Genomic DNA, 24,272 nt, shown 5'->3' on the forward strand with positions numbered 1-24,272 from the left:
CATTGACTACTTTCGCACCGTGAAGAAGATCGCCATTGTAATTGGAACGCGTCCTAACTTCATCAAGGTGACGCAAATGAAGAAGGTCGGTACTGAATTGGGTATCGACGTCTCTATCGTGCATACAGGTCAGCATTATGACCACAACATGGCTACGGTTTTCTTCGATCAATTCGGTTTGCGACCTGATCACGTATTGTCGCTCAATGAACGTCGCCCTTCACAGCAGTTGGGCGAGAATATCGTTGCCTTGGCGAATTTCTTTGAAGAGCTACAACCTGAATTAGTCATGGTGGTAGGAGATGTGAACTCCACATTGGCTGGTGCCTTAGCCGCTCAGAAGGCAGGTTTTCCGATCGCCCACCTCGAAAGTGGACTGCGTTCCCTCGATAGAGGAATGCCAGAAGAAATCAATCGCATTCTAACTGATGAAATCACTGATCACTTCTTCGTAACTGAGGCCAGCGGTACCAAGCATTTGTTAGCTGAAGGCAAATCAGAAGCCGCCATTCATATGGTGGGTAACACGATGATTGATACCATGGTGGCATTCGAAGATGAGATTGATGCTTCTTCTATTCTTGATGATTTAAGCCTAACGGCGGAACGCTACGCTTTAATGACCTTTCATCGTCCGGCATTGGTTGACAACGAAGCCGGCTTGAGATCATTGCTGCAACTACTCACTGAGATTAGCCAATTCCGTTCGATTGTTTTGCCGCTTCATCCGCGAACGAAAAAGCGCATGGAAGACTTTGGTTTGTGGTCATCATTTGAGGGCTTAAAAGACATTCACCTGATCGAACCCATTGGCTATTTCGAATTCCAGAAATTGATCAAATGTGCCAAATGGGTGCTCACTGATAGCGGCGGCATTCAAGAGGAGACCACCTTCAGACAACTTCCTTGTATTACGCTCAGGCCAAATACCGAAAGGCCAATCACTATTGACCTAGGTACCAATGTCCTTGCGGAGATTGATGAGGTAATGGGTCATGTAAAGTCAATTGAGGCCGGAACTTTCAAATCAGGAGAAGTGCCACCAATGTGGGATGGTCAAGCCACCCGCAGAGCGCTCGAGATTATTCATTCACTGTAATTGTCGGAATCTTTTTTGTGGACGCGATTCAGGAGCTCCCTGAACGCACTAGCTTTGCATTGAATTCTATGAAAAAACGCATTGCCATATTCGCTTCCGGTGGAGGAAGTAACGCCGCTCGAATCATTGATCACTTGAAAGGTAGTCAAGTGGCAGAGGTCGTTCATGTACTGTCGAATCGTAAGTCTGCGGGTGTTCACGCTATCGCGGAAACGGGTGGGATTCCATCGATGAGTTTCAATCGTTCAGCTCTTGAAGAAGGTGAGATTGCCTCTTTTTTAACGAGCCAAAACATAGATTTGGTAGTGCTTGCAGGGTTTTTAATGAAAATTCCTGACAATCTACTTAGGGCATTTCCAGACCGCATTGTAAACATTCATCCCGCACTGCTCCCTAATTACGGAGGCAAAGGAATGTATGGAATGAATGTGCATGAAGCAGTGAAAGCAGCCGGAGAAAAAGAATCGGGAATGACGATTCATTTGGTGAATGAGAATTACGACGAAGGCAAGCTGTTGTTTCAGGCAAAAACAGCTATCAACGAAGGCGATGACGCTTCCGCGATAGCGAAAAAAGTATTGCGATTAGAACACCGCTTCTACCCTCAAATTGTGGAAGCCTTATGTAAAGCGTGATTATGGAATTTACTTGGACGAACTTCTTCTCGGTGACCATGGTTTTGTTCGCGGTTATCGATATCATCGGATCCATTCCGGTGATCTTGGATGTAAAGAAAAAAGCAGGTGATATTAACGAGCTGCGAGCTTCTCTTGTAGCACTGGGTATCATGATTGCCTTCCTGTTTATAGGAGAAAAGCTGATCACCTTCCTCGGGATTGATGTCAATTCATTTGCCGTGGCGGGTTCATTTGTCTTGTTCTTCCTAGCCTTAGAAATGGTGCTTGGAGTCGAGTTCTTCAAACAAGATGAAACAGCGCATAAGACGGCAACCATTGTCCCAATTGCCTTTCCATTGATTGCGGGAGCCGGTACTATGACGACGATCATCTCGCTCCGGTCGGAATTCTCTCAATTGGAGATTGGATTGGCTATTATCGCCAACATGCTCATCGTTTTCTTTGTGCTAAAATTGACCGATCGAATCGGAAGAGCCTTAGGAGACGCGGGAATTGCTGTGCTCCGAAAAGCCTTCGGAATTATCCTCTTGGCGATTGCGATCAAACTGTTCTCATCTAACGCGAAAATGCTCTTTTAATGGAAGTAGTGGCTTATACCGACGGCGGCGCAAGTGGAAATCCAGGTCCTGGTGGGTATGGAGCCATCCTCATGTGGGGGAAACACCGAAAGGAACTCAGTGAAGGCTTTCGCCTGACAACCAACAACCGCATGGAGCTGCTCGCCGTCATCATGGTGCTTGAAACACTCAAGCGCGATGGGCTTTCGGTCGTCATCTACTCAGACAGTAAATACGTGGTAGACGCGGTGTCAAAAGGTTGGGTCTTCAACTGGGAAAAGAAGAACTACAAAGACAAAAAGAACTCGGACCTCTGGAAGCGCTTCCTCATCTCCTACCGGAAACACAATGTCCGTTTCAACTGGGTCAAAGGCCACGCAGGAGACCCCATGAATGAGCGCGCCGACGAACTTGCGGTCTCAGCCTACCAAACCGGACCGTTGTTGGTAGATGAAGGGTACGAGGCGATTGCTAGATAATGGTGGACTGTTGTCGGTAGACGGTGGACGGGATGGAATAGTAATTAGTAAATAATTATTTCGAAGTAGTGAATAGGGCTATAGTTTAGTTTCGTTCCACGTTCCACGTTCCACGTTCCACGTTCCACGTTCCACGTTCCACGTTCCACGTTCCACGTTCCACGCACCGCATTCCGCAATCCGCGTTCCGCACTCCTTATTTCGAACAATCTTCTGCGTTGCTGATTACTATTCCGTACTTTTGCCCCCGAAATTTAGGATTATGAGAACCGACCAATACCAAGGACACGACTACTACCTAATGGACGATTTGCTCACTGAAGAGCATAAGTTAATCCGTGACACAGCACGTGCATGGGTGAAGAAGGAAGTAAGTCCGATCATTGAAAAAGCGTTCGAAGACGGGAAATTCCCACGCCATCTGATCAAAGGAATCGCAGAGATCGGCGGATTCGGACCTTATATCCCAACAGAATACGGAGGCGCAGGACTCGATCAAATCTCTTACGGATTGATCATGCAAGAGTTGGAGCGCTGTGATTCTGGACTGCGTTCGACATCGTCGGTACAGAGTTCATTGGTGATGTACCCAATTTGGAAGTACGGAACGGAAGAGCAACGACAGAAGTTCCTTCCAGGTCTTGCATCTGGAGAACTTGTAGGGTGTTTCGGTTTGACAGAGCCAGACCACGGGTCAAACCCAGGAGGGATGACCACGAACTTTAAAGATATGGGTGACCACTACTTGCTAAACGGAGCAAAGATGTGGATCTCCAACGCACCATTCGCTGACCTAGCCGTAGTATGGGCTAAGGACGAATCAGGACGTATCCACGGATTGATCGTGGAGCGTGGAATGGAAGGTTTCTCTACACCAACAATGACTGGTAAGTGGAGCCTACGTGCATCTGATACAGGCGAGCTCATCTTCGAAGATGTGAAGGTGCCAAAAGAAAACTTGATGCCAGGTCGCAGCGGACTAGGAGCTCCATTGAGCTGTCTTGATTCTGCACGTTACGGTATCGCTTGGGGTGCCATCGGAGCAGCACTAGACTGCTACGATATCGCACTTCGCTACGCGAAAGAGCGCAAGCAGTTCGATCGTCCAATCGCAGGTTTCCAACTACAGCAGAAGAAACTAGCTGAGATGATCACTGAGATCACCAAAGCACAGTTGTTCACTCACCGCCTAGGTCAACTTCGTAACGAAGGACGTGCAACATCAGCACAGATCTCAATGGCAAAGCGTAACAACGTAGACATGGCGATCAACATCGCACGTGAAGCACGCCAGATTCTCGGTGGTATGGGTATCATCAACGAATACCCAATCATGCGCCACATGATGAACCTAGAATCAGTAATCACATACGAAGGAACTCACGATATCCACCTGTTGATTACGGGGATGGATATTACGGGGGAAAACGCATTTAAATAGGCGTAGGGCCTAGGGCTTAAGGCTTAAGGCGTTTTTTAAGATGGAATTCGACGGGTGCTTCGTATTGGAGCACCCTTTTTTTTGTGCCCAAGATTTTTTGCTAAAGCAAGCAATTGACCTGAGTCGGCTTAAGCCTTAGGCCATAAGCCATAAGCCGGTTCGATCATTGATCGAACAACACCGGAAACTTCCCCCGAAACGCTTCGAGTTCACTCGCTGAGAAGCTGCCGCGTAAGATCATTTCTTCTCCAGGTGCGCCGATGGCGATGTCTTCACCTTTGGAGTCTAGGAGGCATGAGTCTCCTGTGTATTCAATGTTGTTGCCGTCGCTACCGACGCGGTTGCAGCCGATCACGTAGCATTGATTCTCGATGGCACGCGCTCGGAGCAGTGTTTTCCATGGAGTGCTGCGCACTGCGGGCCAGTTTGCTGAATAGATGGCGGCATCGTAATCTGGTTGGCCGTCTGTGATGGTGTTGCGAGCGAAAGACGGAAAACGAAGGTCATAACATACCTGAAGTAGGATGTTCCATCCGCGCCAGTTGACGATAACTCTGGAGCCTCCTGGAGAGTATTCGTCGTCTTCATTGGCGAAGGTGAAAAGGTGGTATTTATCGTACCAGTGTACTTCACCGTCAGGACGTACGAAGTACATGCGGTTGTAGTACTTCCCTTGGTCTTTGGTGCTAATGGAACCGACGATGGCAGCGTCAAGGTGTTTCGCCCATTGGCGCATACGTTGAAGGCTTTCCATGGAGTCAAGGTGGTGATCTTCAGCGATAGGAGCAGGTTTCATGGAGAAACCAGTGGTGAACATTTCAGGTAGCACGATGAGGTCGCTCGACGATTCGTTGCTGATGAGTTGTTCGATGTGATCGAGGTTGGCTTTGCGGTCTTCCCAATGCAGTGTGCACTGAACTGAGGATACGTGAAGATCTTCCATATCCCCGAAGGTAAAACTTGTCTACTTCGGAAGGAATAAAAGATCGAAGAATTGTGGTAGTTCTTGGTCTTTCTTCCAGTCGAAAGGAGTTACGTTTCCGCGGTAGCGAAATGCTTGAAACCCTTTAGAATCTAGATATTCACTAACTGCGCGATAACTATTGGGGTTGCGATCAGAGCTGGCGCTTCGAACCTCACACCAGACCGCTTTAACCTTTCCAGCGTCGATCAGTCCTTCGCATCCCTTCATGGCCGCTTCTTCATGACCCTCTACATCAATCTTCAGTAAGTCGATGGTTCCCACTTCTGAGAGCAAATCGTCTAGTCGTTGCGTCACTACTTCTGTCTCGCGACTGTAGCCTGAAGCTTCCCAGCCCTCAGAGCTCATAGTCAAGGAGTTTCCGCCAATATTGCTGTCGCTCAAAAAGAAGGTGGCGGAACCGGCTTTGTCACTCACTGCAACGGCATGTACCTCGCCAAAGCTCTGTTGGTTCTCACTTAAAAAGGCAGCTAGTTCTGGAGCAGCTTCAACCGCAATGGAGCGAGCTCCCATTCCTTGCGCTAACAAACTAAAGCCACCTAGATTGGCGCCGACATCCACGAATAAATCGCCCTTTTTCAGGCTTGAACGCATGTATCTTCCAAGATCAGATTGATGGAAGTTGCGTAGGAAGTTTTTTCCCGCAAAAGCGATGATATGGGCTTTAGGATGACCTTTGGTGCTAATGCGATGTCCGTTGAGCTTGATGCCGCTAGGGTCGCTATTCAGCTTACGGCCAATATTGACAATAAAGTCGTGCTTTCGCCCACTGACGTTCACCGTGAAGGGTAAGATCGAAAGCAGATTGGCCAACCACATGTTAGAGTGTTTTCAATACTTCAGCCGCCTTGACGAGCGTCTCGTCTGATTTGGCAAAACAAAAGCGTAGCACGTGCTCTTGAATTGGGTTGTGGTAGAACACAGAAACAGGAATAGACGCAATACCGGGATTGGCAGTCCATTGCTTGGCAACCTCCGTATCATCAGCGTCAACGATTTGACTGTAATTTAGCAGTTGGAAGTAGGTACCTTCCGCCGGAATCAATTCGAAGCGACTGCCATCGAGGGCATCAATGAAGAGGTCTCGTTTCTTTTGATAGAAAGAGCTTAGTTCAGCGACATGTCCTCCATCTTCCTTCATGAATTCCGCGATAGCGTATTGCAAAGGATGATTCACACAGAAGACATTGTATTGATGCACCTTTCTGAATTCGGTCATCAATGCTTCAGGAGCAGCTATGTAACCGATTTTCCAACCGGTGAGGTGATAAGTCTTTCCAAACGAACCAACGATCAAGCTTTGTGCGGCCAAGATCGGTGAGCGTGCACAAGAAGCATGCTGCTTACCATCGAAGACAATGTGTTCGTAAACCTCGTCACTCAAAACGATGATGTCTGAGTCTTCGACAATCTTTTCCAGCTCCTTGAGGTCATTCTCATCCATGCACATTCCTGTTGGATTGTGTGGTGTGTTGAGAATGATCATGCGCGTTTTACGATTCACCACCTTACGTACTTCATCCCAATCAATGCGGTAATCCGGGCATTTGAGTTGGATGTAAATTGCAGAACCTCCAGCCATTTCTACTGCAGGAGCATAGCAATCGTAGGCAGGGGTGAAGATGATCACCTCGTCATCTTCTTTCACCAAGGCGTTCACTGCCGTGAAGATGGCTTGCGTTGCACCCGCTGTAATGGTGATTTCAGATTCAGGATCATAGCTAGTTCCATAGGCCTCAAGTTGTCCTGAAACCTGCTCACGCAGGGAAGGGAGGCCCGCCATGGGAGCGTACTGGTTCATACCAGCATTCATCGCTTTTTTGGCGTGCTTCAATAACTTGTCAGGGGCATCGAACTCAGGAAAACCTTGCGATAGGTTAATCGCTCCTTGCTCCTTGGCAAGGGCAGACATCACCGTAAAAATAGTAGTTCCTACACGCGGCAGTTTCGACGAAAGAGTGGATGGATAGGTTGGCATATGTCGATCAGCTCAAGGCCGCGAAGATAGCCCATTTTTCTGGCTATCGAAGGCTTTTTTGTCCGGCGTCCGGCATCCGGCGTCCGTGTTTTGTCCGGCGTCCGGCATCCGGCGTCCGTTTCTTTTTTTGACGGTCACTGAGGCGAAGAATGCGACCACTAAAAACTAAAAACCAAAGACCAATAACCAAGAACCCCGCGATCCGCGATCCGCATTCCGCGCTCCTCCTACCGGATTTTCCTTATCTTTATGTTTCGTCTATAACCTTAACGACCAATGAAAAAATTCTTGACTCTCGCGCTGGCGCTATGCACGGCCCTTGTGTTCCATGCTCAAGAAGCTCCTTATGTTGATGGTGAAATCATCGTGATGTTGGAGCAAAGCACGAATCCAGCGAAACTTTCCCGCACACTTGCCTCAGATTTAGGTAGCATCGAAGCTGTTGCCCTAGATCGCCAATTATCTGAATTGAGCGGTATCTATTTGTTGAAATTCGATACTTCGATTATCAGCAATGAAGAGATGCTTGACTTGGTGCAACGCACCAGTGGAGTGCGCGCGGCACAGTACAACCACATCGTAACAGAGCGCGCCACGCCAAATGATCCTGGTTTTGGAAATCAGTGGCACCATGTTGACGCTTCTGATAATGACATTGACTCAGATCTTGCTTGGGATATCACTACGGGTGGTACAACAATCAATGGAGACGATATCGTAGTCTGTGTCATCGAAGGAGGTGGTTCTAACTACAACCACGTTGATTTGATCGATAACCACTGGACAAACGCAAACGAAATTGACGGAAACGGAACCGATGATGACGGCAACGGATACATCGATGACGTGAACGGATGGAACCCGGTAAACAACAACGACAACATCCCTGGTGGTGGACACGGTACGGCTGTATCGGGTATGATCGGTGCAAAAGGAAACAACGGAAATGGTGGTGCCGGTGTAAACTGGGACGTAAGCATCATGCAAGTCACAGTTGGTGGATTGAACGAAGCGAATGTAATCGCGGCATACAACTACCCATACGTGATGCGTAACCTATACAACACGACAAACGGTTCAAACGGAGCATTCGTTGTAGCAACGAACGCTTCTTGGGGTATTGACAACGCTAACCCAGCCAACTACCCTGTATGGTGTGCTTACTACGACGATCTAGGTGCGGTAGGTATCCTGAACTGTGGTGCAACAGCAAACAACAACGTAAACATTGATGTGGTTGGAGACATGCCTACTGGATGTGCTTCTGATTACATGGTTGCGGTAACCGCTACAAACTCTAGCGACGTTCGTACGTTCTCTGGATACGGTGCAACAACGATTGACCTAGGAGCACCAGGAGAGAGTGTTTACCTCCCTTCAGGATCTACCGGATACTCAAATACAAGTGGTACATCATTCGCTTCACCTTGTGTGGCAGGTGCTATTGCTTTGATCTACTCGGCTCCATGTTCTGACCTTGCAGCATTGGCCATCTCGAATCCACAATTAGCAGCAGACATGGTACGCGGATACATCATGAATGGTGTTGACCCAGTAGCGAACCTTGCAGGTGAGTGTGTCACTGGTGGACGATTGAACGTACGCAACTCGATTGACCTCGCATTGGGTAACTGTGGTCCACTTCCTCCATGTGATCCTGTTTCTATTGCGGGAGCTGGTGAGTGTTACCTTGATATCAATGGCGACGTACAAGCGTCGATTGTTGTTGATGTTGAGATGTCCGAAGCATTCTGTTCAGCAGAAACAGTTTGTTTCCGTCCTGTGGGTGGAACCTGGGCTTGTGATGATTTGGTATCACTCGGAGTTGACCTAAATAACACGAATACTTACGCTATTCTCGGACTAGCATCTAACACTGATTATGAGGTATACTTCACTACTGCTGAAGGAAGCTCATCGACGATCGTGGTTTCTACAGGAGATTGCGATAGCCAAGTGCCAGGATGTACTGACCCGTTGGCAACAAATTACGATGCCGCAGCCACTTTTGATGATGGCTCATGTGTATTCCCTTGCAGCGATGTAACACTTACCATTGATACTGACTGCTGGGGTGGAGAAGTTTCTTGGGAAATTCTGGATGCAGGAGGTAGTGTTGTCGCTAGCGTATCTGGAGGCACTTACGGAAACCAGCAAACCTACACTTGGTCAGGTTGTCTTGAGTTTGGATGTTACACATTCAACATCTTCGATAGCTTTGGTGATGGTCTTGATGGAACTGGTTCTGGCTGTGCCGTTGATGGTAACTACAGCATGTCAGATGATCTCGGCAATGAGTTGTTCGCCATGGGGGCAGCTAACTACGGATCAGGAACATCACACAGCTTCTGTGTGCCTGTAGACCTTCCTGGGTGTACAGATCCAACGGCATGTAACTATGACGCCGCAGCGACTACGGATGATGGATCTTGTGTACTTCCTGATGGATGTACAGATGCTTCAGCATGTAACTATGACCCAGCAGCGACATGTGACGATGGATCATGTATCCTTCCTGATGGATGTACAAATCCAGCAGCCTGTAACTACAATGCCGGTGCGGTTTGTGACGACGGCTCTTGTATCCTCCCTGACGGATGTACGGATGCTTCTGCATGTAACTACGACCCTTCAGCAACTTGTGACGATGGATCATGTATCCTTCCTGATGGATGTACAGATCCAACAGCTTGTAACTATGATGCCGCGGCGTCTTGTGATGATGGTAGCTGTGAATTTGATAGCTGTGGAAGCTGTCCTGGAGACTTCAACGAAGACGGAAGCGTTGATGTTGCTGACCTCCTCATCATGCTAGGCGACTACGGTTGTTTGGCAGGATGTACAGCAGATATGAATGACGATGGCTTCGTCAATTCGACGGACATGCTCGGATTCCTCGCAGCCTTCGGATTCCCTTGTGTGAACTAAGAAAATCACCTCTCCTTTCAATAATTGACCCCGGAGTTGCAAACGCAGCTCTGGGGTTTTTTGATGGAGGAATGCGGAACGCGGAATTGGATTGCGGAATTGGATTGCGGAACGCGGGTTGCGGAACGCGGAATTAGATTGCGGAACGCGGGTTGCGGATCGCGGTCGCATTGAATAAATTTCGTCAACCGTCAACCGTCAACCGTCAACCGTCAACCGTCAACCGTCAACCGTCAACCGTCAACCGTCAACCGTCAACCGTCAACCGTCAACCGTCAACCGTCAACCGTCAACCGTCAACCGTCAACCGTCAACGCGTAAACGTCGACACTGATGGCTTTGCCATCCTTTACTTCATACTCTTCAATGGTGTTCTCCAATTGAAAGTCAAGCTTTGACATGGCGTTTTTACACTTCTGGTTTTCTGATTCTACGAAGCCTTCAATGCGTTGGAGGTGTAGACTTCTAAATCCGAATTCGGTGATCAAGGGGAGTGCTTCTTGCATGATCCCTTGTCCCCAATAAGCAGGGAGGAGCCAAAGACCAATTTCAGCCTTCATAGCTTCGAGGTCGATATCATTTAGCCCGCCGGCGCCATAGAATTCTGAGTTGTCAGGAGAGCAGATGGCCCACCAGCGTTGCTCTTTCTTTTCGAACCATTCAAGTTGTTCTTTCGCCGCTTTTTCATCATCCAAGTGAATGCCGTAGAAGTTCGTGACTTCAGGGTTAGATAAGCCCAATAGGATATTACCGAGATCCTTCTGAGTGATCTCGCGAAGCAGGATTCGCTTGGATTGTATGCGCGGGATTCGAGTGTTCATGTCATTTATTCGAACCCAAATGTATTTGTTTGCCTTTTTATGTGTCTGTGGAGTTCAAAGCGGCGCTCGCTGTGAATGTCGCTCCTTGTCCATCTGAACTGATGTTCAATTGTCCGTCGATGGTGGAGAGACGGGTGCGGATATTTTGGATCCCCATTCCGAAATGCACTTTGTTTGGGTCAAGTCCAACGCCATTGTCTGAGACAGCTAGAACGAGTTTGTCGGCTGCTACGTAGAGTTGCATTTCGACATTTCTTGCTTGGCTGTGTTTGAGAATGTTGTTAACGAGCTCTTGTCCGATGCGGTAGAAGACGAGCCCCGTTTTTTCGTCAGGTTCTTTGGTGAGGTTAAATGTCTCAAAAGAGTGCGTGATGGAGGTGTCACTAAAGCTCTCTTCACACATGTATTCCAAAGACGCTGCAAGCCCAACAGACTTCAAACTAATAGGCATCATTTGATGTGAAATTGCTCTAGTCTCTTGTGCTGATTGATCAATCATAGATTGAATGGAGTCTAGACGTTCTATCGTGGAGCTGTGGCCTTGATCTTGTTGTTTGGAAAGAGCTCCAATCGCCATTTTGATACTAGAGAGTTTCTGACCTATGCCGTCATGTAAGTCTTTTGCTATTCGTGATCTTTCATCCTCTTGTGCCTGAATGATGGCGTCTAGTCCTTTACGTTGTTCAAGTACCAATGCAGCACTCTTTTCGTTCTCTTTTCTTCGAATGAGTAGTTGACGGAGAATAATGGTAACCGTAATACCAATAATGATGCAGCCGATGAGTAGCATGATCAAGTTGTTTTTTTCGGAGATCTCAAGCTCTTGTTGAGCACGGTCAAATTCTGATTTCTGGAATTTCTCTCGTTCCAATGCGAGCAAGCGCTCTTTACGTTCATTTTGGTACTTCGCTTCTACTTCAAGAATAGACTTCGTTTTTTCATTTTCGTGGATGGTCTCCGTGAGTTCGAAATGCTTTCGTTGATACGCATAAGCTTTGCTGAAATTCTGTAAAGAAGCATACGCTAAATGGAACTGGCGGTATGCACGAAGTTCAAGCTCTTGAAAGCCCTCATGAAGGCTGCGTGCAAGTGCTTGCTCTATCAATGGAATAGACTGGTCTGGAGAGCCGTCGAGACGAAGGCTGTTGGCAAGGTTGAGTTGATTGGCACTTAACTCGAACCAATTGCTGTCTGCCTGATACTCCTTATTGATGCGTAGATAAATTGGTTGGGATTGATCGTATTGGCCAAGGCTGTCGTAAGCAATGGCAATGTTGCTTTCCATGTATGAGACATAGCGGCCGTAACCGAGTGATTCGTACATGTTGGCGGCGCGTTGGGCGTAGATGATGGTGCTGTCATATTTCTCTTGCAAGAGCAATACCCCAGACATGTTTCCTGTCACAATCACTTCGCCGACTTCGTATTCGTGGGCTCTATAAATTTTGACTGCTCGATTGTAATAGGCGAAAGCTTTGTCATAGTCCTCCATCTGTTTGTAGATGATACCAACGTTCGAGCAGACCATCGGAACCTTGTGGAATTCTACAGCATGACGCTCATACAACTCGAGAGCTTGAAAGTAGTAGGTCAAGGCTGTCTCATAATTCCCTTTGAGGTCATTGATGATGCCTAGGTTGTTATATGAATTGGCGATGCCTATGGAGTCAGCAAGTGCCAATTTAATAGCAAGACTACGTTCATGATAGGTCAAAGAACTGTCGTATTCTGAGTACGCTTCGTAGCTATCAGCCAGGCTGTTGTAGGCTGCAGCGAGCGACATACTATCTCCCAATTCCTGAGAAGCTTTCACTGCGATTGATCCGTAGTGCAAAGAGCTGTCAAGATCAATGCTGCGGTATTCCCAACTAATCTCATTGTATGTGTCGATGAGCTCAACTCCTTCAGCGGAATGAACAGCTTCAAGAAGACTATCTAGACGAGATTGTTGAGCATAAATCGTGATGCTACATAGGACAATAGCCCCAAGTATTAGGTAAGCGCGAATCATATAGATGAATGCAGTTTTTCCAGGTTCAATTACTCTAGGTTGGATGAGCCGAATGTCAAGTTGAGCTAAACTAAGTTGTTCTCAAATGCAAACCGGATGAGTCCGGCCACATTTTTCGCGCTGGTTTTTAACATGAGACTCGCGCGGTGTTTTTCAACAGTGCGTGACGAAAGATGCAGTTTGTTTGCGATTTCTTTCGTGCTTAGGCCTTCAGTTATGAGTTCTAAGGTCTGGAGCTCTCGTTCCGTCAATTGCACGTCTTTGATACTCGCTCCTTTTCTTTCCGTCAATTGAGAGGAGGAAGGGAAGACAGCCGATGCTTCGGTTGCTACTTTTTCTATCGCATTTTTCAGCTCGATTTCTGAGGCGGTTTTGAGCAAACATCCGTGAACTCCTAGATTCATGATTGACTGAATAAAGGGGCGTTCATGATGCATGGTTAAGACCACAATCTTTAGTTCAGGGTGTGATTTTCGAACCTTTTCGATCAGCCATACTCCGTTCTTTCCAGGCATTTCAATGTCTGTGATAAGGAGGTCAATGGTTACTGATTCGATGAAACGAAGCGCCTCTTCAGCATTATCAACGTAACCGATGACGTCATACTCAGGCATGCCAGCGAACAATGACTTCAAGCCATCAAGGATGATGTGATGATCGTCAACGATGAGTATTTTCTTTTGCTTCAACCTCGAATTTATTAGAAGCCGAGAATAGTGATACCTACGTTGAATTCCAAGATGGAACCGGTAAGTGCCTCGACATCAAAGTCAGTGTAATATACTTTGAAGTCTCTGTTCAAGTCATCGAGCGTACCATTTTCTGTAGGTTTCATACGTATGAACCGATGCTCAAAGCTTATGAATGCACCCAACCATTCCCCAATGCGGTAGTTGACTTTTCCAATGTTCCCAATGCCTATTCCTTTATTGAATCCTTTCGAATTCGAAACACGGTCAATGAGGAATGTATACGAAATCAGCAGTTTATCTGAAGGGGTGTAGAATCCGGTTCCGTTGATTCCCAAACAGTGGCCTCCGATTCTAGGGTTAGAATAAAGAACTTCATTAGAAGAAGGGTCGATCTTCTCAAGAGCTCGCACAGTGGCCTGTGTAAAGACATAAGAGTATTGAACTCCACCGTAGACACCCAACCGATCATTCACCCAGCCTCCAAAACTGACCCTTAGCGGATCGAAAATAAAGCTCGTCTGATCTACAGTAACGGAATCTGAGTAGTTACCATTGACCAGTCGATTCGTCGCAACTACAAGGAATGTTGCTGCCCAAGAAGTCGCTGGATCCGAATGCACATGGAAGTGTTCTCCTAAATAGTCTGCGGTAAAGTGTCCCCAAGGGAACAAACCTGAAGTATTGTCATAAGCACTCCAGCTATTGAACTCACTGGAATTCGTTTCGGATTTTACAATCGGCGCGCTCGCAATGGTTGGTGAAAACCCAATGTTCCAGAATGTAGTGTTGACCCAATTGTTTTGTGCTGATGCAGCGAATGAAATGAAGAGAAACGATAGAAGAGAAATTCTCAAAAGCGTTGTCATGTCTAAAAAGTTTTGACAAAGCTGAGAATAGATAAAGGGTGTTTTGTGGGTAGAAATACCCAATCTTCAAGAAGTGGTGGGAACTTAGTTCTTAGTAATTGGTATTTAGTTCTTAGTCTTTAGTCACTCGACCCTCGACCCTCGACCCTCGACCCTTGTCTATCGCACAACCGCGACTTTCGCCACATTCGTCGCCTTCCCATCTTCTGTGCTGCAGAAAACAAGATAGACGCCCGTACTCACACGCTTACCATAACGATCATTACCATCCCACGTAGCACGTCCTCCAAGTGAGGTTGTCGTGTAAACGATGTTGCCGCTGACATCAGTTACTTTCACGTCGGTTTCGAATGCAAGTCCGTCAATGGTGATGACACCTTCGTAGTCTTCGCGGACTGGATTTGGGTAAACGGATACTTCTGAAATTTCTTGGTCGAAGTTGGTTGCGGTACCTGTGTAGCTGATAATGCCTCGGTCAGTAGCAAAGAATACTTCACCATTACGTTGGTTGATGGCAATGTCAACAACGTTATTCGAGAGTAGAGGACTATTCTCTTCAGTGAAGTGCTGGATTTGGCTTAGGCCATCTTCGCTGAGAAGAAAGACACCGCTATTTGCAGTTCCCACCCACTTTCGGTTTGCACCATCAATTTCAATGCAGTTCACTTGCTCGGTCTCGAGGAGGATCTGAATGTTCCCATCTTGTTCGATCAAGATCTGTTGTGCATCGAAGTTGTTTCCGTTAAAGATCGATTCAGGAGAAAAGAATACAGCGATTCCTTGAAGCGTACCTACCCACATTTCACCGTCTAGATCTTCTTCTAAACAATACACATCAAGGGTCGGTAATCCACCTTCACCTTCTTCGTTGGTGAGCACCTGATAGCTGTCATCGCTGGTGTCTCCAATCGTTTCGTTGTGGTTGAGCACTACGATGCCGTGTCCACGTGGAAGGATTGACCAAATGTAGCCTTGACGGGTAGCCACAATGTCTCCGATGAAAATGTCGCTGTCAACTTCTGGTTGGAAGTTGAAGCTCACAAATGAGTTACCCGCAGTGAGTACCATTAACGGGTCATTGGTGTAAGCATTCGCGAACCATAGGTTTCCGTTTGGGTCAAAATCAACACCGCCCACTCCAATACGTGGAGAGCCTCCGAAATTGGCGAGCTCAAGTGGACTATCACTATCATTCCAAATCTCTGTGATCTCACCTCCGTTGACTTCGATGAGCCCTTCTTCCCAGGACCCCAAGAAAATGTTGTTGTTGTTCGTTGGGTTCACAGAAACGGTCATGTAATCATTGATCGAGCCGATATCGTTCTCTCCATCAGACTGAGGAGCGATCACCCATTGGTCGTTTACAAGACCGTAAATTCCTTTTTTGTCGTAGTTGTTCGTCCATGTTGGATCAACGCCACCAGAAGCAATCCAAATGTTGTCGTTGAATGCATCAATACGACGAACATTGAATGCAGGTGGGCCTGCAGGTTGAAATGCTGCTTCTGGTCCTGAAAGCTCAAATGAAAGCAAGCCACCAAACTCACTGGCGATCCAGATCGTTTCTCCCTCGATCAACGCGGCACGAGGAATCACGGCATTGCCCTGAATTCCTTGCTGAGACCCCACTTCGGCGTAAGCCTCATCAACTACGGTTACCTTATTGAAGGTAGAAATGACCACGTGATCCTCATTGTGATTGAGATCAACTACTTGTTCGGATTCATAGCCCGGAAGGATGGTGAAGTTCAAGTCGTTGCGGTTTGCAACCCACAATTCATCTTCAAACCCATTTTCACGAACAAGGAAGATATCGTCTTTGAATACCATGAGTTCAGAGTACTCAGCATCTTCATCTGGTGTGTCCGTCATCAGTTCCCATGCTTCAAAGCTTACTAGGAAGGTATTGCTTCGTTCTGCACGGTAGATTCCTTCTTCTGTTGCAGCATACCAATAGGTCTCGTCAAAATCTAGGGTGTTGATACGGATGAGGTTCGATTGCCCATTGATGAACCATGTTTCACGCACCTCACGGTTGTTGATGTCGACGACAACGATCCCGAAACCACAGCTGAGGTAAGCTAGACCGTCAACAATCGTAATGTCGTAGATAGCCTTGTCTCCAATCACATTACTCTGAGCAATGTCTGCGAGGTTGAAAGGAGAACCGTTTGTGATGATGTCAAGCTCTCCAGTTGTGTAGCCCACAAGAAGGGTTGAGCTTAGCGGGTCAAAATCAATGGATGAAAGGTCAGATCCACTCAGGAGATTGACTTTCGAAATGCGTTCAAGGCTTTGATCAACCTTTGAGTAAACGAATACGCTGAATGGTGTAGCGCAGTACACGCGGTCATTACCGAAGGCAACGTCAATCGTTTCTCCGTAAGGTAGGTGTTCACGCCACGTTCCTATCGCCTGCTGGGCATAGCTGGCAAGGGTGCAAAAAGTGAGGGTAAATGCGAGTAGCCTCCGCATATTCTTTGTTTTGGTCCGCAATGTAAACGGAAGAGTTGGAATAATCGTATTTACAGATTCGAAGAAGCCTTGTTCTCCTGACCTGCGTGTTGTCGATCGAGCTCGTGTGCTTTTTCTTCGTCTTTCAGACGGAAAAAGCATCCGGTATCAGAGAACTCCATTTCTAAGATGTCCCAGGCAACAAGTTGTGCTAAGGTGTTCTCCGTGCGCTCACGTCCCATCCGAAGGATGTTAGAAGTCTTCTTAAAGCCAAGTTTGCCTTTTTCAGTGAGCACTTTGAAGAGTCTACGCACTTTCCACGTATAATGGAAGTCATTGATTCCATCGGTCATTTGATGTTGCCAGACTTTTAATAGAACGCCATTCGCGCGTACGTTTCGATCATCTTGACGCTGGTAAGCGTGCCATTCATGATCGTGATCTTCTGCGAAATGGGGTTTTTTCAAAGAGGGCTCTACAATGACTTCGAGAACAGATTTGAAGTTGGATTTCCAGACTTGGGTTTGAAAATCTACCACTGGCTTGCAATGCAATTCCGCCGCGGCTTCAATCATGTGAAATTCTTCTTCCACACTTACGCCGCTGACTGAGCCGTTATCTTTCACCCCAATCAACAAACGACCACCATCCGTATTGGCAAAAGCCACTAAGGTCTTGGCGATCTTACGTGCGTCTTCCACGCGCATCTTAAAGTCTTGCTGTTGATGTTCGCCTTCTGCGATCATCTTTGTCACGTACGACATGCTTACCCCGCGTTTGTTACGAAGTTACTTCATGGAGCGCGAAATGTTCAAAGAGGGAAATGGAAAATGATTGAAAGTTTGTCTTCTTTAACCTCTTCGGGTTTTGATGACTTTGACCACTTTCCCGTTTTCGAAGATCATGTGCTCTTCTACTTGTCCGTTTTTCTCATTGTAAGTGATCCACTTCCCGTGCCTGCGGTTGTTCTTGTACTCAGCTTCGATAAGTACTTGTCCACGTCGATTGTACGTTTTTGACAGGCCGTCGAGTTTTCCTTCGCTGTATTCGCATTCGCGATTCGGCGAACCATTTGGGAAGTTGTAAGTCCATTCGCCATCAGGGGTTCCGTCCTTGTATGATCCTTTGGTTTCGATGATGCCGTTTTCATTGCCCATCATCCAATAACCGGTGCGATTGCCGTCTTGGTTGTACTTTCCAGCTTCGTGAAGTTGCCCGTTTTCGTATCGGAACTCCCATTCACCAACTCGAAGGTCACCTTTCCATTCTCCTGAATAGTTCTTGATTCCGTTGGGGTACCATCCTTCCCATTTGCCGTCGAGTTTCCCCATAGCATAGGAACCCTTGTCTTTGGGGTTACCGTTTTCGAACCAGCTTTCCCAAAGGCCGTCTTCTTTATCGTCAGTGAAGGTTCCCGTCATGAGTTGGTTGCCGTTTTCGAACCAGTACTCCCAAGTACCATTCTTCATGCCATTCTTGTAGCTGCCCTGTTTCCAATCTTCACCGGTGATGTAGTAGTAGTGCCAGATGCCTTCCATTTGGCCTTGAATGTATTCACCTTCGTAGTGCACTTGTCCGTTACCGTAGTAGTACTTCCATTCGCCTTCTTGTAAGTCGGCATCGAAAGAACCTTCCATATCCACGTTCCCGTCTTTGAAGTACCATGTCCATTGGCCAGTTTTCTTTCCTTCAGCGTAGATTCCTTTGACTTCAGTCGCTCCGCTCCGAAAATTTCTCAGGAGTTCACCGTCAAGCATTCCGTTCTTGTAGTTTTCTATTTGCTCAAGCGTACCACCGAAGTAGTTGGTTTTCCATTGGCCGTCTTTCTTTCCTGATGCGTAGCTTCCTTCTTGGCGAAGGCTGCCGTCTTCAAAGTAGCCGGTGTATTTGCCATTGGGAATTCCGTTAGCGTAGGTTGTTTCACTTTTTACTGGACCAGACTTGAAGAACTTCGGGTACATTCCGGCTCCATCCTCAATGAGTGTTTCCCCTTCCGCGTTAGCGAAATAAAGCACACGCTTCAGACTGTCAGTATATTCTTCAACCAGCTTTTTGTCGCCGTTGTCGAAATAGTAGTACCAATCACCGGTCTTGAAATCTCCTTTGTAGAAACCGTATTCTAGAAGCACACTGTCAGGGGTGAAAACGCGCATCAGGCTATCCTGGAGGCCGCGAATGAAGTAACCTTCTGTTTCAATGATCCCGTTTTGATGGTAACGAATGGTCGGGCCATCGAGAACACCAAACCAGTAAGTAGATTCTTCTTTCAGACTTCCGTCTTCATACCACCATTGCCACTTACCGTGTTCAAGTCCTCTTTCATAGAAGCCTTCGCTACGTTTTTGGCCATCATCATAGAAGTCAACGTAATGTTGCTTTTGAGCTATTCCGCCAATGGCGAATAAAAGGAGCAGGGTAGTCAGGATCGGTTTCAAATCTTGCATGACACAAAATTAACGGCCTTCTGGACCAATGAGGTATGTCTTAGTTCGACTTTTCCACACCCCCATACTCGTAGAAAAGGTTAAAATCTCTGACTATGTACTAAAGTCCAACAACTAACCACTAATTTGTACTATATTTGCAGCGCAAAGGAGATGCTAAAACAAATGAAGAGGGGCGAGAGTCCCTCTTTTTATTACGCACATGATCACAAAAGACCAGATCGAACAGTTGTTGGAAGAAGGCTTGGGAGAAGGTCCGATCTTCGTTGTAAAACTTGATGTTTCCGCAGGAAATGACATTAGAGTTTTGATTGATAACGACGAAGGGATTGCCATCTCTGATTGTGTGAAAGTGAGCCGAATGATCGAAGGTTCTTATGACCGAGATCTTGAAGATTTTTCACTGAATGTATCTTCTCCTGGGGCGGACCAACCGCTGATGGTGAAGCGTCAATATGTGAAGAATGTGGGGAGAGGCCTCAATGTGAAGACCACTGAAGGGTTGAAGATTGAAGGCACGTTGGAGGCAGCCGATGATGAGAACATTACGGTTGTTGTGCGTGAAAAGCGTCGAATTGAAGGCCGAAAGGCGAAAGAATGGGTAGAAGAAAAGCATACCATCGCTTATGCCGACATCGACAAGGCGACGGTTGTCATATCATTTAAAAAGTAGAATATGAACGTTCTTAATCTGAATGAGTCGTTTCAGGATTTCAAAGAATTGAAGAACATCGATCGTGAGACGATGCTCGCGATCCTTGAAGACGTATTCCGCGCGATGATTATTAAGCGCTACGGAAGCGATGAGAACTTTGATATCATCATCAACCCAGATAAGGGTGACCTTGAGATCTGGCGTAACCGCGAGATCGTGGCTGACGGAGAGGTTGAAGATGAAAACATGGAAATTGAGCTTGCTGAAGCATTGAAGATCGAGGATGACTTCGAGATCGGAGAGGAAGTTTCAGAAGAGATCAAGATCGAGAAGTTCGGACGTCGTAATGTTTTGGCGATGCGTCAGAACTTGGTGAGCCGAATTCTAGAATTAGAAAAAGACCATATCTACGCGAAGTACAAAGAACGCGTGGGAGATATCATCAGCGGTGAAGTTTACCAGATCTGGAAACGTGAAATGTTGGTGATTGATGATGAAGACAACGAGCTTGTGCTTCCTCGTCAGAACCAGATTCCATCTGATTACTTCAAGAAAGGTGACACGGTACGTGCCGTAGTTGCAGAAGTAGATATGCGTAACAATACACCGCGAATCATTCTTTCTCGTACCGCTCCAGAATTCCTAGAGCGTTTGTTCGAGCAAGAAGTGCCTGAGGTGTTTGACGGACTGATTACGATCAAGAAGATCGTACGTGAGCCGGGTGAGCGTGCTAAGGTGGCAGTAGAGTCATACGATGATCGCATTGATCCAGTAGGAGCATGTGTAGGTATGAAAGGTGCCCGTATCCACAGCATCGTTCGTGAATTGAAAAATGAAAATATTGACGTGATCAACTTTACAGCGAATGAGCAGCTGTTGATCTCACGTGCACTGTCTCCAGCGAAGATCTCTTCGATTACGTTGGACAATGACAATATGAAAGCTGATGTTTACCTCAAGCCAGACCAAGTATCACTTGCGATTGGTAAAGGAGGACATAACATTAAGCTTGCGAGTCGTTTGACAGGCTTTGAGATTGACGTTTACCGCGAGTCAGAAGCTGAATTGGATGACGTCGAACTGGAAGAATTCTCAGATGAAATCGAAGGATGGATCATCGATGCCTTCAAGGAGATTGGTTGCGACACAGCGCGCAGCGTACTTGACTTGGAAGAAGAAGATCTAGCGAAGCGTACAGACCTCGAGATCGAAACGATCCGTGACGTACGACGTATCCTCCGTTCTGAGTTCGAATAATCGTAACTTCCACCCCAGAAAAAGAGAGAATACAGGAAGCACTATATGACCGAAGTAAAGAAACCGGTACGTTTAAGTAAAGTCGCGAAAGAATTCAATGTCGGGATCAGCACGATCGTTGATTTCCTCGGAGATAAGGGTATTGAGGTTGATAGCAACCCAAATACCAAGATCGATGGGGCAACCTACGGCGTGATCCGTGATGAATTCGCAGACGAGAAAATGCTCAAAGAGAAATCGAAGAGTGTATCTCGTTCCCGCTCTGAGCGTGAGACTATTACGCTAGAGTCAAGCAAGAAGGAGAAGGATAAGCCGGAAGAAGAAGAGTTCGAAATCGACCTGTCTTCTTTCCAGAAAAGTGAAACTCCCGAAGCTAAGAAAGAGGAAGCCCCTGCTCCAGAACCGGAAGCAGAGAAGGCTCCTGAGCCAGAGCCAGCTCCTGAGCCGACTCCTGAACCAGAACCTGCACCCGCTGCAGAAGAGGTGAAAGAGGAGCCGAAAGCAGAAGAGCCAGCGCCTGAGGTGAAAGAGGAAGCTCCTACTGCCAAGGAAGAAGCGCCAGCGAAGGAAGAGGAAAAGACCGGACCAAAAGTGGTTGGGAAGGTTGACCTTGATAGCATCGCTCCTAAGAAGAAAAAGCCAGCTCCTAAAAAGGAGAAGGAAGAGAAGAAGGAAGCACCGGCTGAAAAGCCAGCTGCTAAGAAGGAGCCTGCACCAGAAGCACCAGCTGAAAAGCCAGCAGCAGAAGAGAAGCCTGCAACAGAAAAGAAGAAGCCTGAGATTGTTCGTGCTGAAGCGAAGAAACTCACAGGTCCTACGGTAGTAGGTAAGATTGAGCTTCCGGTTGAAAAGCCGAAGAAGAAGCCAGTCGCTTCATCAACTGATGACGACCTGCGCAAGAAGCGCAAGCGTAAGCGCATCTCTAAAGTAGATGTCGATAAACCAGGTCAGCCTGGTGGTGGTGGAAACCGTCGTGGTGGAAATCAGCGTGGAGGCAACCAACGTGGCGGCAATCGCCGAGGCGATAAGCCAGAGATTTCGGATAAGGATATCCAGAAAGAAATCAAGGAGACACTTGCTCGTCTGAGTGGTGGTGGTAAATCGAAGTCTTCTAAAATGCGTCGTGCGAAGCGTGATGCGGCTGCAGAACGACGCGAAGAAGAACAGCAGAGACTACAGGAAGAGTCAACAATCCTGAAACTGACGGAATTCGTAACAGTTTCGGAGTTGGCGAATATGATGTCAACGAGTGTGAACGATGTGATTTCAGCATGTATGTCGCTCGGTATCATGGTGTCGATCAACCAGCGTCTTGACGGTGAAACCATCTCCATCATCGCAGAAGAATTCGGCTACGAAGCAGAATTCGTTGCTGCTGATGTACAGGATGCCATCCAAGAAGAAGTTGATGCTCCTGAAGATCTACTTGATCGTCCACCGATTATTACGGTGATGGGTCACGTTGACCACGGTAAGACATCCTTGCTTGACCACATCCGTAAAGCGAACGTGATTGCCGGTGAGGCCGGAGGGATCACCCAGCACATCGGAGCATACAATGTTGAGTTGTCTACAGGTAAGACCATTACCTTCCTTGATACACCGGGTCACGAGGCCTTTACAGCCATGCGTGCACGTGGTGCTCAAGTAACAGATCTTGCGATCATCGTGATTGCAGCAGATGACTCTGTGATGCCACAAACGATCGAGGCGATCAACCACGCGCAAGCGGCGGAGATCCCAATGGTCTTTGCATTTAACAAGATTGATAAGCCAGGCGCTAACGCGGATAAGATTCGTGAAGAGCTGTCTACAATGAATATCCTCGTAGAAGATTGGGGTGGCACTTACCAAGCCCATGAAATTTCTGCGAAGAACGGTGTTGGAATTGATGAGCTACTCGAGAAAGTACTGCTTGAGGCAGAACTACTTGAACTCAAAGCCAACCCTGCAAAACGTGCCGTAGGTACCATCATCGAATCGTCACTTGATAAAGGACGAGGTTACGTAAGTACACTTCTTGTTGAAGGGGGTACACTGCGCGTAGGTGATGCTGTTTTGGCAGGTCAGTACTCAGGACGTGTAAAAGCGATGTTCAACGAGCGTGGTAATCGCATTGAGGAGGCTGGACCATCTATGCCGGTATCGATGCTTGGTCTTTCGGGAGCAGCAGCTGCAGGTGATAAGTTCCACGTTCTCGAAGATGAGAAAGAAGCTCGTGGAATCGCCGTGAAGCGTCAGCAACTACAGCGTGAACAAGGTGTTCGTACACAACGACACATTACCATCGAAGAGATCGGACGTCGTATTGCGATTGGAGAATTCAAGGAATTGAACTTGATCGTGAAAGGTGACGTGGATGGATCGATCGAAGCCTTGAGTGATTCCCTTCAGAAACTCTCTACAGAGAAGATTCAGGTGAACATCATTCACAAGGCCGTTGGTCAGATCTCTGAGAGCGATGTACTTCTCGCTTCTGCGTCAGACGCGATCGTGATCGGTTTCCAAGTTCGTCCTTCAGCAGGAGCGCGTAAACTTGCCGAAACAGAAGAGATCCAGATCCGTCTATACTCTGTAATCTACAAGGCGATCGAAGAAATGAAAGAAGCTATGGAAGGCATGCTTTCAGCGAAGATCGAAGAGAAGGTTACAGGTACGTGTGAAGTACGTGAGACATTCAAAATCTCGAAGGTGGGTACGATTGCTGGTTGTTTCGTCTTGGACGGAAAACTCAACCGCAACAGCAATGTGCGCGTAATCCGCGATGGTATCGTGATCTACACCGGAGTACTAGGATCACTCAAGCGTTTCAAAGACGACGTGAAAGAGGTGACCAAAGGTTACGAGTGTGGTTTGAACGTAGACAAGTTCAACGATATCAAAGTAGGAGACCACATCGAAGCTTACGAAGAAGTCGAAGTGAAGCAAAAGCTTTAATCGAAATAGAACGAAATAAAAAGGCCTCCCAAG

19 protein-coding genes are annotated in these 24,272 nt (G+C 47.1%); 9 read left to right on the forward strand and 10 right to left on the reverse strand.

The genetic code is table 11. The annotated features are described in order from the left end of the window. Window positions 1-19 precede the first annotated feature (19 nt). The 5 genes from wecB to RA156_RS16510 all read left to right on the forward strand — a co-directional run bounded on the left by wecB (window position 20) and on the right by RA156_RS16510 (window position 4,214). On the forward strand, window positions 20-1,099 hold the full coding sequence (gene wecB / locus RA156_RS16490) for a non-hydrolyzing UDP-N-acetylglucosamine 2-epimerase (protein ID WP_306641715.1): 1,080 nt from the start codon (window positions 20-22) through the stop codon (window positions 1,097-1,099). A gap of 68 nt (window positions 1,100-1,167) precedes the next feature. Further along, the gene (gene purN, locus RA156_RS16495) at window positions 1,168-1,734 is read left to right on the forward strand and encodes a phosphoribosylglycinamide formyltransferase (protein ID WP_306641717.1); all 567 of its coding nucleotides are present in this window, start codon (window positions 1,168-1,170) and stop codon (window positions 1,732-1,734) included. A gap of 2 nt (window positions 1,735-1,736) precedes the next feature. Next, the gene (locus RA156_RS16500) at window positions 1,737-2,315 is read left to right on the forward strand and encodes a MarC family protein (RefSeq protein ID WP_306641719.1); all 579 of its coding nucleotides are present in this window, start codon (window positions 1,737-1,739) and stop codon (window positions 2,313-2,315) included. After that, a complete protein-coding gene (gene rnhA / locus RA156_RS16505) occupies window positions 2,315-2,773 on the forward strand; it encodes a ribonuclease HI (RefSeq protein ID WP_306641721.1) in 459 nt (152 codons plus the stop codon). The genes RA156_RS16500 and rnhA overlap by 1 nt, the downstream gene beginning before the upstream one ends. A 262-nt stretch (window positions 2,774-3,035) precedes the next feature. Continuing rightward, window positions 3,036-4,214 carry an acyl-CoA dehydrogenase family protein gene (locus RA156_RS16510; protein WP_306641722.1) on the forward strand — a complete coding sequence of 393 codons (1,179 nt, stop codon included), beginning with the start codon at window positions 3,036-3,038 and terminating at the stop codon, window positions 4,212-4,214. Window positions 4,215-4,377: 163 nt separating this feature from the next. On the opposite strand, the gene RA156_RS16515 is transcribed toward RA156_RS16510, so the two are convergent. Genes RA156_RS16515 through RA156_RS16525 form a run of 3 tightly spaced genes read right to left on the reverse strand, consistent with a single transcriptional unit; the run spans window position 4,378 to window position 7,108 of the window. Then, the gene (locus RA156_RS16515) at window positions 4,378-5,157 is read right to left on the reverse strand and encodes an amidohydrolase (protein ID WP_306641724.1); all 780 of its coding nucleotides are present in this window, start codon (window positions 5,155-5,157) and stop codon (window positions 4,378-4,380) included. Between the two features lie 21 nt (window positions 5,158-5,178). Further along, window positions 5,179-6,015: an FkbM family methyltransferase gene (locus RA156_RS16520; RefSeq protein WP_306641726.1), complete on the reverse strand. Its 837-nt coding sequence runs from the start codon at window positions 6,013-6,015 to the stop codon at window positions 5,179-5,181. A 1-nt stretch (window position 6,016) separates the two neighbouring features. Continuing rightward, a complete protein-coding gene (locus RA156_RS16525) occupies window positions 6,017-7,108 on the reverse strand; it encodes a methionine aminotransferase (RefSeq protein ID WP_306641728.1) in 1,092 nt (363 codons plus the stop codon). Between the two features lie 342 nt (window positions 7,109-7,450). Here RA156_RS16525 and RA156_RS16530 point away from each other — a divergent pair, with 342 nt between their 5' ends. Beyond that, entirely contained in the window at window positions 7,451-10,102 is a 2,652-nt protein-coding gene (locus RA156_RS16530; protein ID WP_306641730.1) for a S8 family serine peptidase, read from the forward strand. A 296-nt stretch (window positions 10,103-10,398) separates the two neighbouring features. Here RA156_RS16530 and RA156_RS16535 read toward each other — a convergent pair whose 3' ends face one another. The 7 genes from RA156_RS16535 to RA156_RS16565 form a co-directional block, all read right to left on the reverse strand. Beyond that, on the reverse strand, window positions 10,399-10,923 hold the full coding sequence (locus RA156_RS16535; RefSeq protein WP_306641731.1) for a GNAT family N-acetyltransferase: 525 nt from the start codon (window positions 10,921-10,923) through the stop codon (window positions 10,399-10,401). Window positions 10,924-10,960: 37 nt separating this feature from the next. Beyond that, window positions 10,961-12,934, reverse strand: a complete 1,974-nt coding sequence (locus RA156_RS16540) for a tetratricopeptide repeat-containing sensor histidine kinase (RefSeq protein WP_306641733.1) — start codon at window positions 12,932-12,934, stop codon at window positions 10,961-10,963. 65 nt (window positions 12,935-12,999) lie between these two features. Next, window positions 13,000-13,623 carry a response regulator gene (locus tag RA156_RS16545; RefSeq protein ID WP_306641735.1) on the reverse strand — a complete coding sequence of 208 codons (624 nt, stop codon included), beginning with the start codon at window positions 13,621-13,623 and terminating at the stop codon, window positions 13,000-13,002. A gap of 11 nt (window positions 13,624-13,634) precedes the next feature. After that, window positions 13,635-14,492 (reverse strand): hypothetical protein, encoded by an 858-nt coding sequence (locus RA156_RS16550; protein WP_306641736.1) that lies wholly within the window; start codon window positions 14,490-14,492, stop codon window positions 13,635-13,637. A 159-nt stretch (window positions 14,493-14,651) separates the two neighbouring features. Next, window positions 14,652-16,967 carry a type IX secretion system anionic LPS delivery protein PorZ gene (gene porZ, locus RA156_RS16555; protein ID WP_306641737.1) on the reverse strand — a complete coding sequence of 772 codons (2,316 nt, stop codon included), beginning with the start codon at window positions 16,965-16,967 and terminating at the stop codon, window positions 14,652-14,654. 50 nt (window positions 16,968-17,017) lie between these two features. Further along, window positions 17,018-17,710 carry an AlbA family DNA-binding domain-containing protein gene (locus RA156_RS16560; protein WP_306641738.1) on the reverse strand — a complete coding sequence of 231 codons (693 nt, stop codon included), beginning with the start codon at window positions 17,708-17,710 and terminating at the stop codon, window positions 17,018-17,020. An 87-nt stretch (window positions 17,711-17,797) separates the two neighbouring features. Further along, entirely contained in the window at window positions 17,798-19,390 is a 1,593-nt protein-coding gene (locus RA156_RS16565; protein ID WP_306641739.1) for a toxin-antitoxin system YwqK family antitoxin, read from the reverse strand. Window positions 19,391-19,592: 202 nt separating this feature from the next. Between RA156_RS16565 and rimP the strand changes: the two genes are divergently transcribed. From rimP to infB, 3 genes are read left to right on the forward strand one after another with little or no spacing between them, the layout of a single operon-like run. Then, window positions 19,593-20,063 (forward strand): ribosome assembly cofactor RimP, encoded by a 471-nt coding sequence (rimP, locus tag RA156_RS16570; RefSeq protein ID WP_306641740.1) that lies wholly within the window; start codon window positions 19,593-19,595, stop codon window positions 20,061-20,063. A 3-nt stretch (window positions 20,064-20,066) separates the two neighbouring features. Further along, window positions 20,067-21,302, forward strand: a complete 1,236-nt coding sequence (gene nusA, locus RA156_RS16575) for a transcription termination factor NusA (RefSeq protein ID WP_306641741.1) — start codon at window positions 20,067-20,069, stop codon at window positions 21,300-21,302. Between the two features lie 45 nt (window positions 21,303-21,347). Further along, a complete protein-coding gene (infB, locus tag RA156_RS16580; RefSeq protein WP_306641742.1) occupies window positions 21,348-24,239 on the forward strand; it encodes a translation initiation factor IF-2 in 2,892 nt (963 codons plus the stop codon). Window positions 24,240-24,272: the final 33 nt, after the last annotated feature.

The sequence above is a fragment of the Sanyastnella coralliicola genome (genome assembly GCF_030845195.1).
Taxonomy (GTDB): domain Bacteria; phylum Bacteroidota; class Bacteroidia; order Flavobacteriales_D; family Sanyastnellaceae; genus Sanyastnella; species Sanyastnella coralliicola.

Excerpts from the sequence above, each read along its gene's own strand:
- purN (WP_306641717.1), top strand. The coding sequence starts at position 1,168 with ATGAAAAAACGCATTGCCATATTCGCTTCCGGTGGAGGAAGTAACGCC.
- RA156_RS16500 (WP_306641719.1), top strand. The coding sequence starts at position 1,737 with ATGGAATTTACTTGGACGAACTTCTTCTCGGTGACCATGGTTTTGTTC.
- rnhA (WP_306641721.1), top strand. The coding sequence starts at position 2,315 with ATGGAAGTAGTGGCTTATACCGACGGCGGCGCAAGTGGAAATCCAGGT.
- RA156_RS16510 (WP_306641722.1), top strand. The coding sequence starts at position 3,036 with ATGAGAACCGACCAATACCAAGGACACGACTACTACCTAATGGACGAT.
- RA156_RS16515 (WP_306641724.1), bottom strand. The coding sequence starts at position 5,157 with ATGGAAGATCTTCACGTATCCTCAGTTCAGTGCACACTGCATTGGGAA.
- RA156_RS16520 (WP_306641726.1), bottom strand. The coding sequence starts at position 6,015 with ATGTGGTTGGCCAATCTGCTTTCGATCTTACCCTTCACGGTGAACGTC.
- RA156_RS16525 (WP_306641728.1), bottom strand. The coding sequence starts at position 7,108 with ATGTCTGCCCTTGCCAAGGAGCAAGGAGCGATTAACCTATCGCAAGGT.
- RA156_RS16530 (WP_306641730.1), top strand. The coding sequence starts at position 7,451 with ATGAAAAAATTCTTGACTCTCGCGCTGGCGCTATGCACGGCCCTTGTG.
- RA156_RS16535 (WP_306641731.1), bottom strand. The coding sequence starts at position 10,923 with ATGAACACTCGAATCCCGCGCATACAATCCAAGCGAATCCTGCTTCGC.
- RA156_RS16540 (WP_306641733.1), bottom strand. The coding sequence starts at position 12,934 with ATGATTCGCGCTTACCTAATACTTGGGGCTATTGTCCTATGTAGCATC.
- RA156_RS16550 (WP_306641736.1), bottom strand. The coding sequence starts at position 14,492 with ATGACAACGCTTTTGAGAATTTCTCTTCTATCGTTTCTCTTCATTTCA.
- porZ (WP_306641737.1), bottom strand. The coding sequence starts at position 16,967 with ATGCGGAGGCTACTCGCATTTACCCTCACTTTTTGCACCCTTGCCAGC.
- RA156_RS16560 (WP_306641738.1), bottom strand. The coding sequence starts at position 17,710 with ATGTCGTACGTGACAAAGATGATCGCAGAAGGCGAACATCAACAGCAA.
- RA156_RS16565 (WP_306641739.1), bottom strand. The coding sequence starts at position 19,390 with ATGCAAGATTTGAAACCGATCCTGACTACCCTGCTCCTTTTATTCGCC.
- rimP (WP_306641740.1), top strand. The coding sequence starts at position 19,593 with ATGATCACAAAAGACCAGATCGAACAGTTGTTGGAAGAAGGCTTGGGA.
- nusA (WP_306641741.1), top strand. The coding sequence starts at position 20,067 with ATGAACGTTCTTAATCTGAATGAGTCGTTTCAGGATTTCAAAGAATTG.
- infB (WP_306641742.1), top strand. The coding sequence starts at position 21,348 with ATGACCGAAGTAAAGAAACCGGTACGTTTAAGTAAAGTCGCGAAAGAA.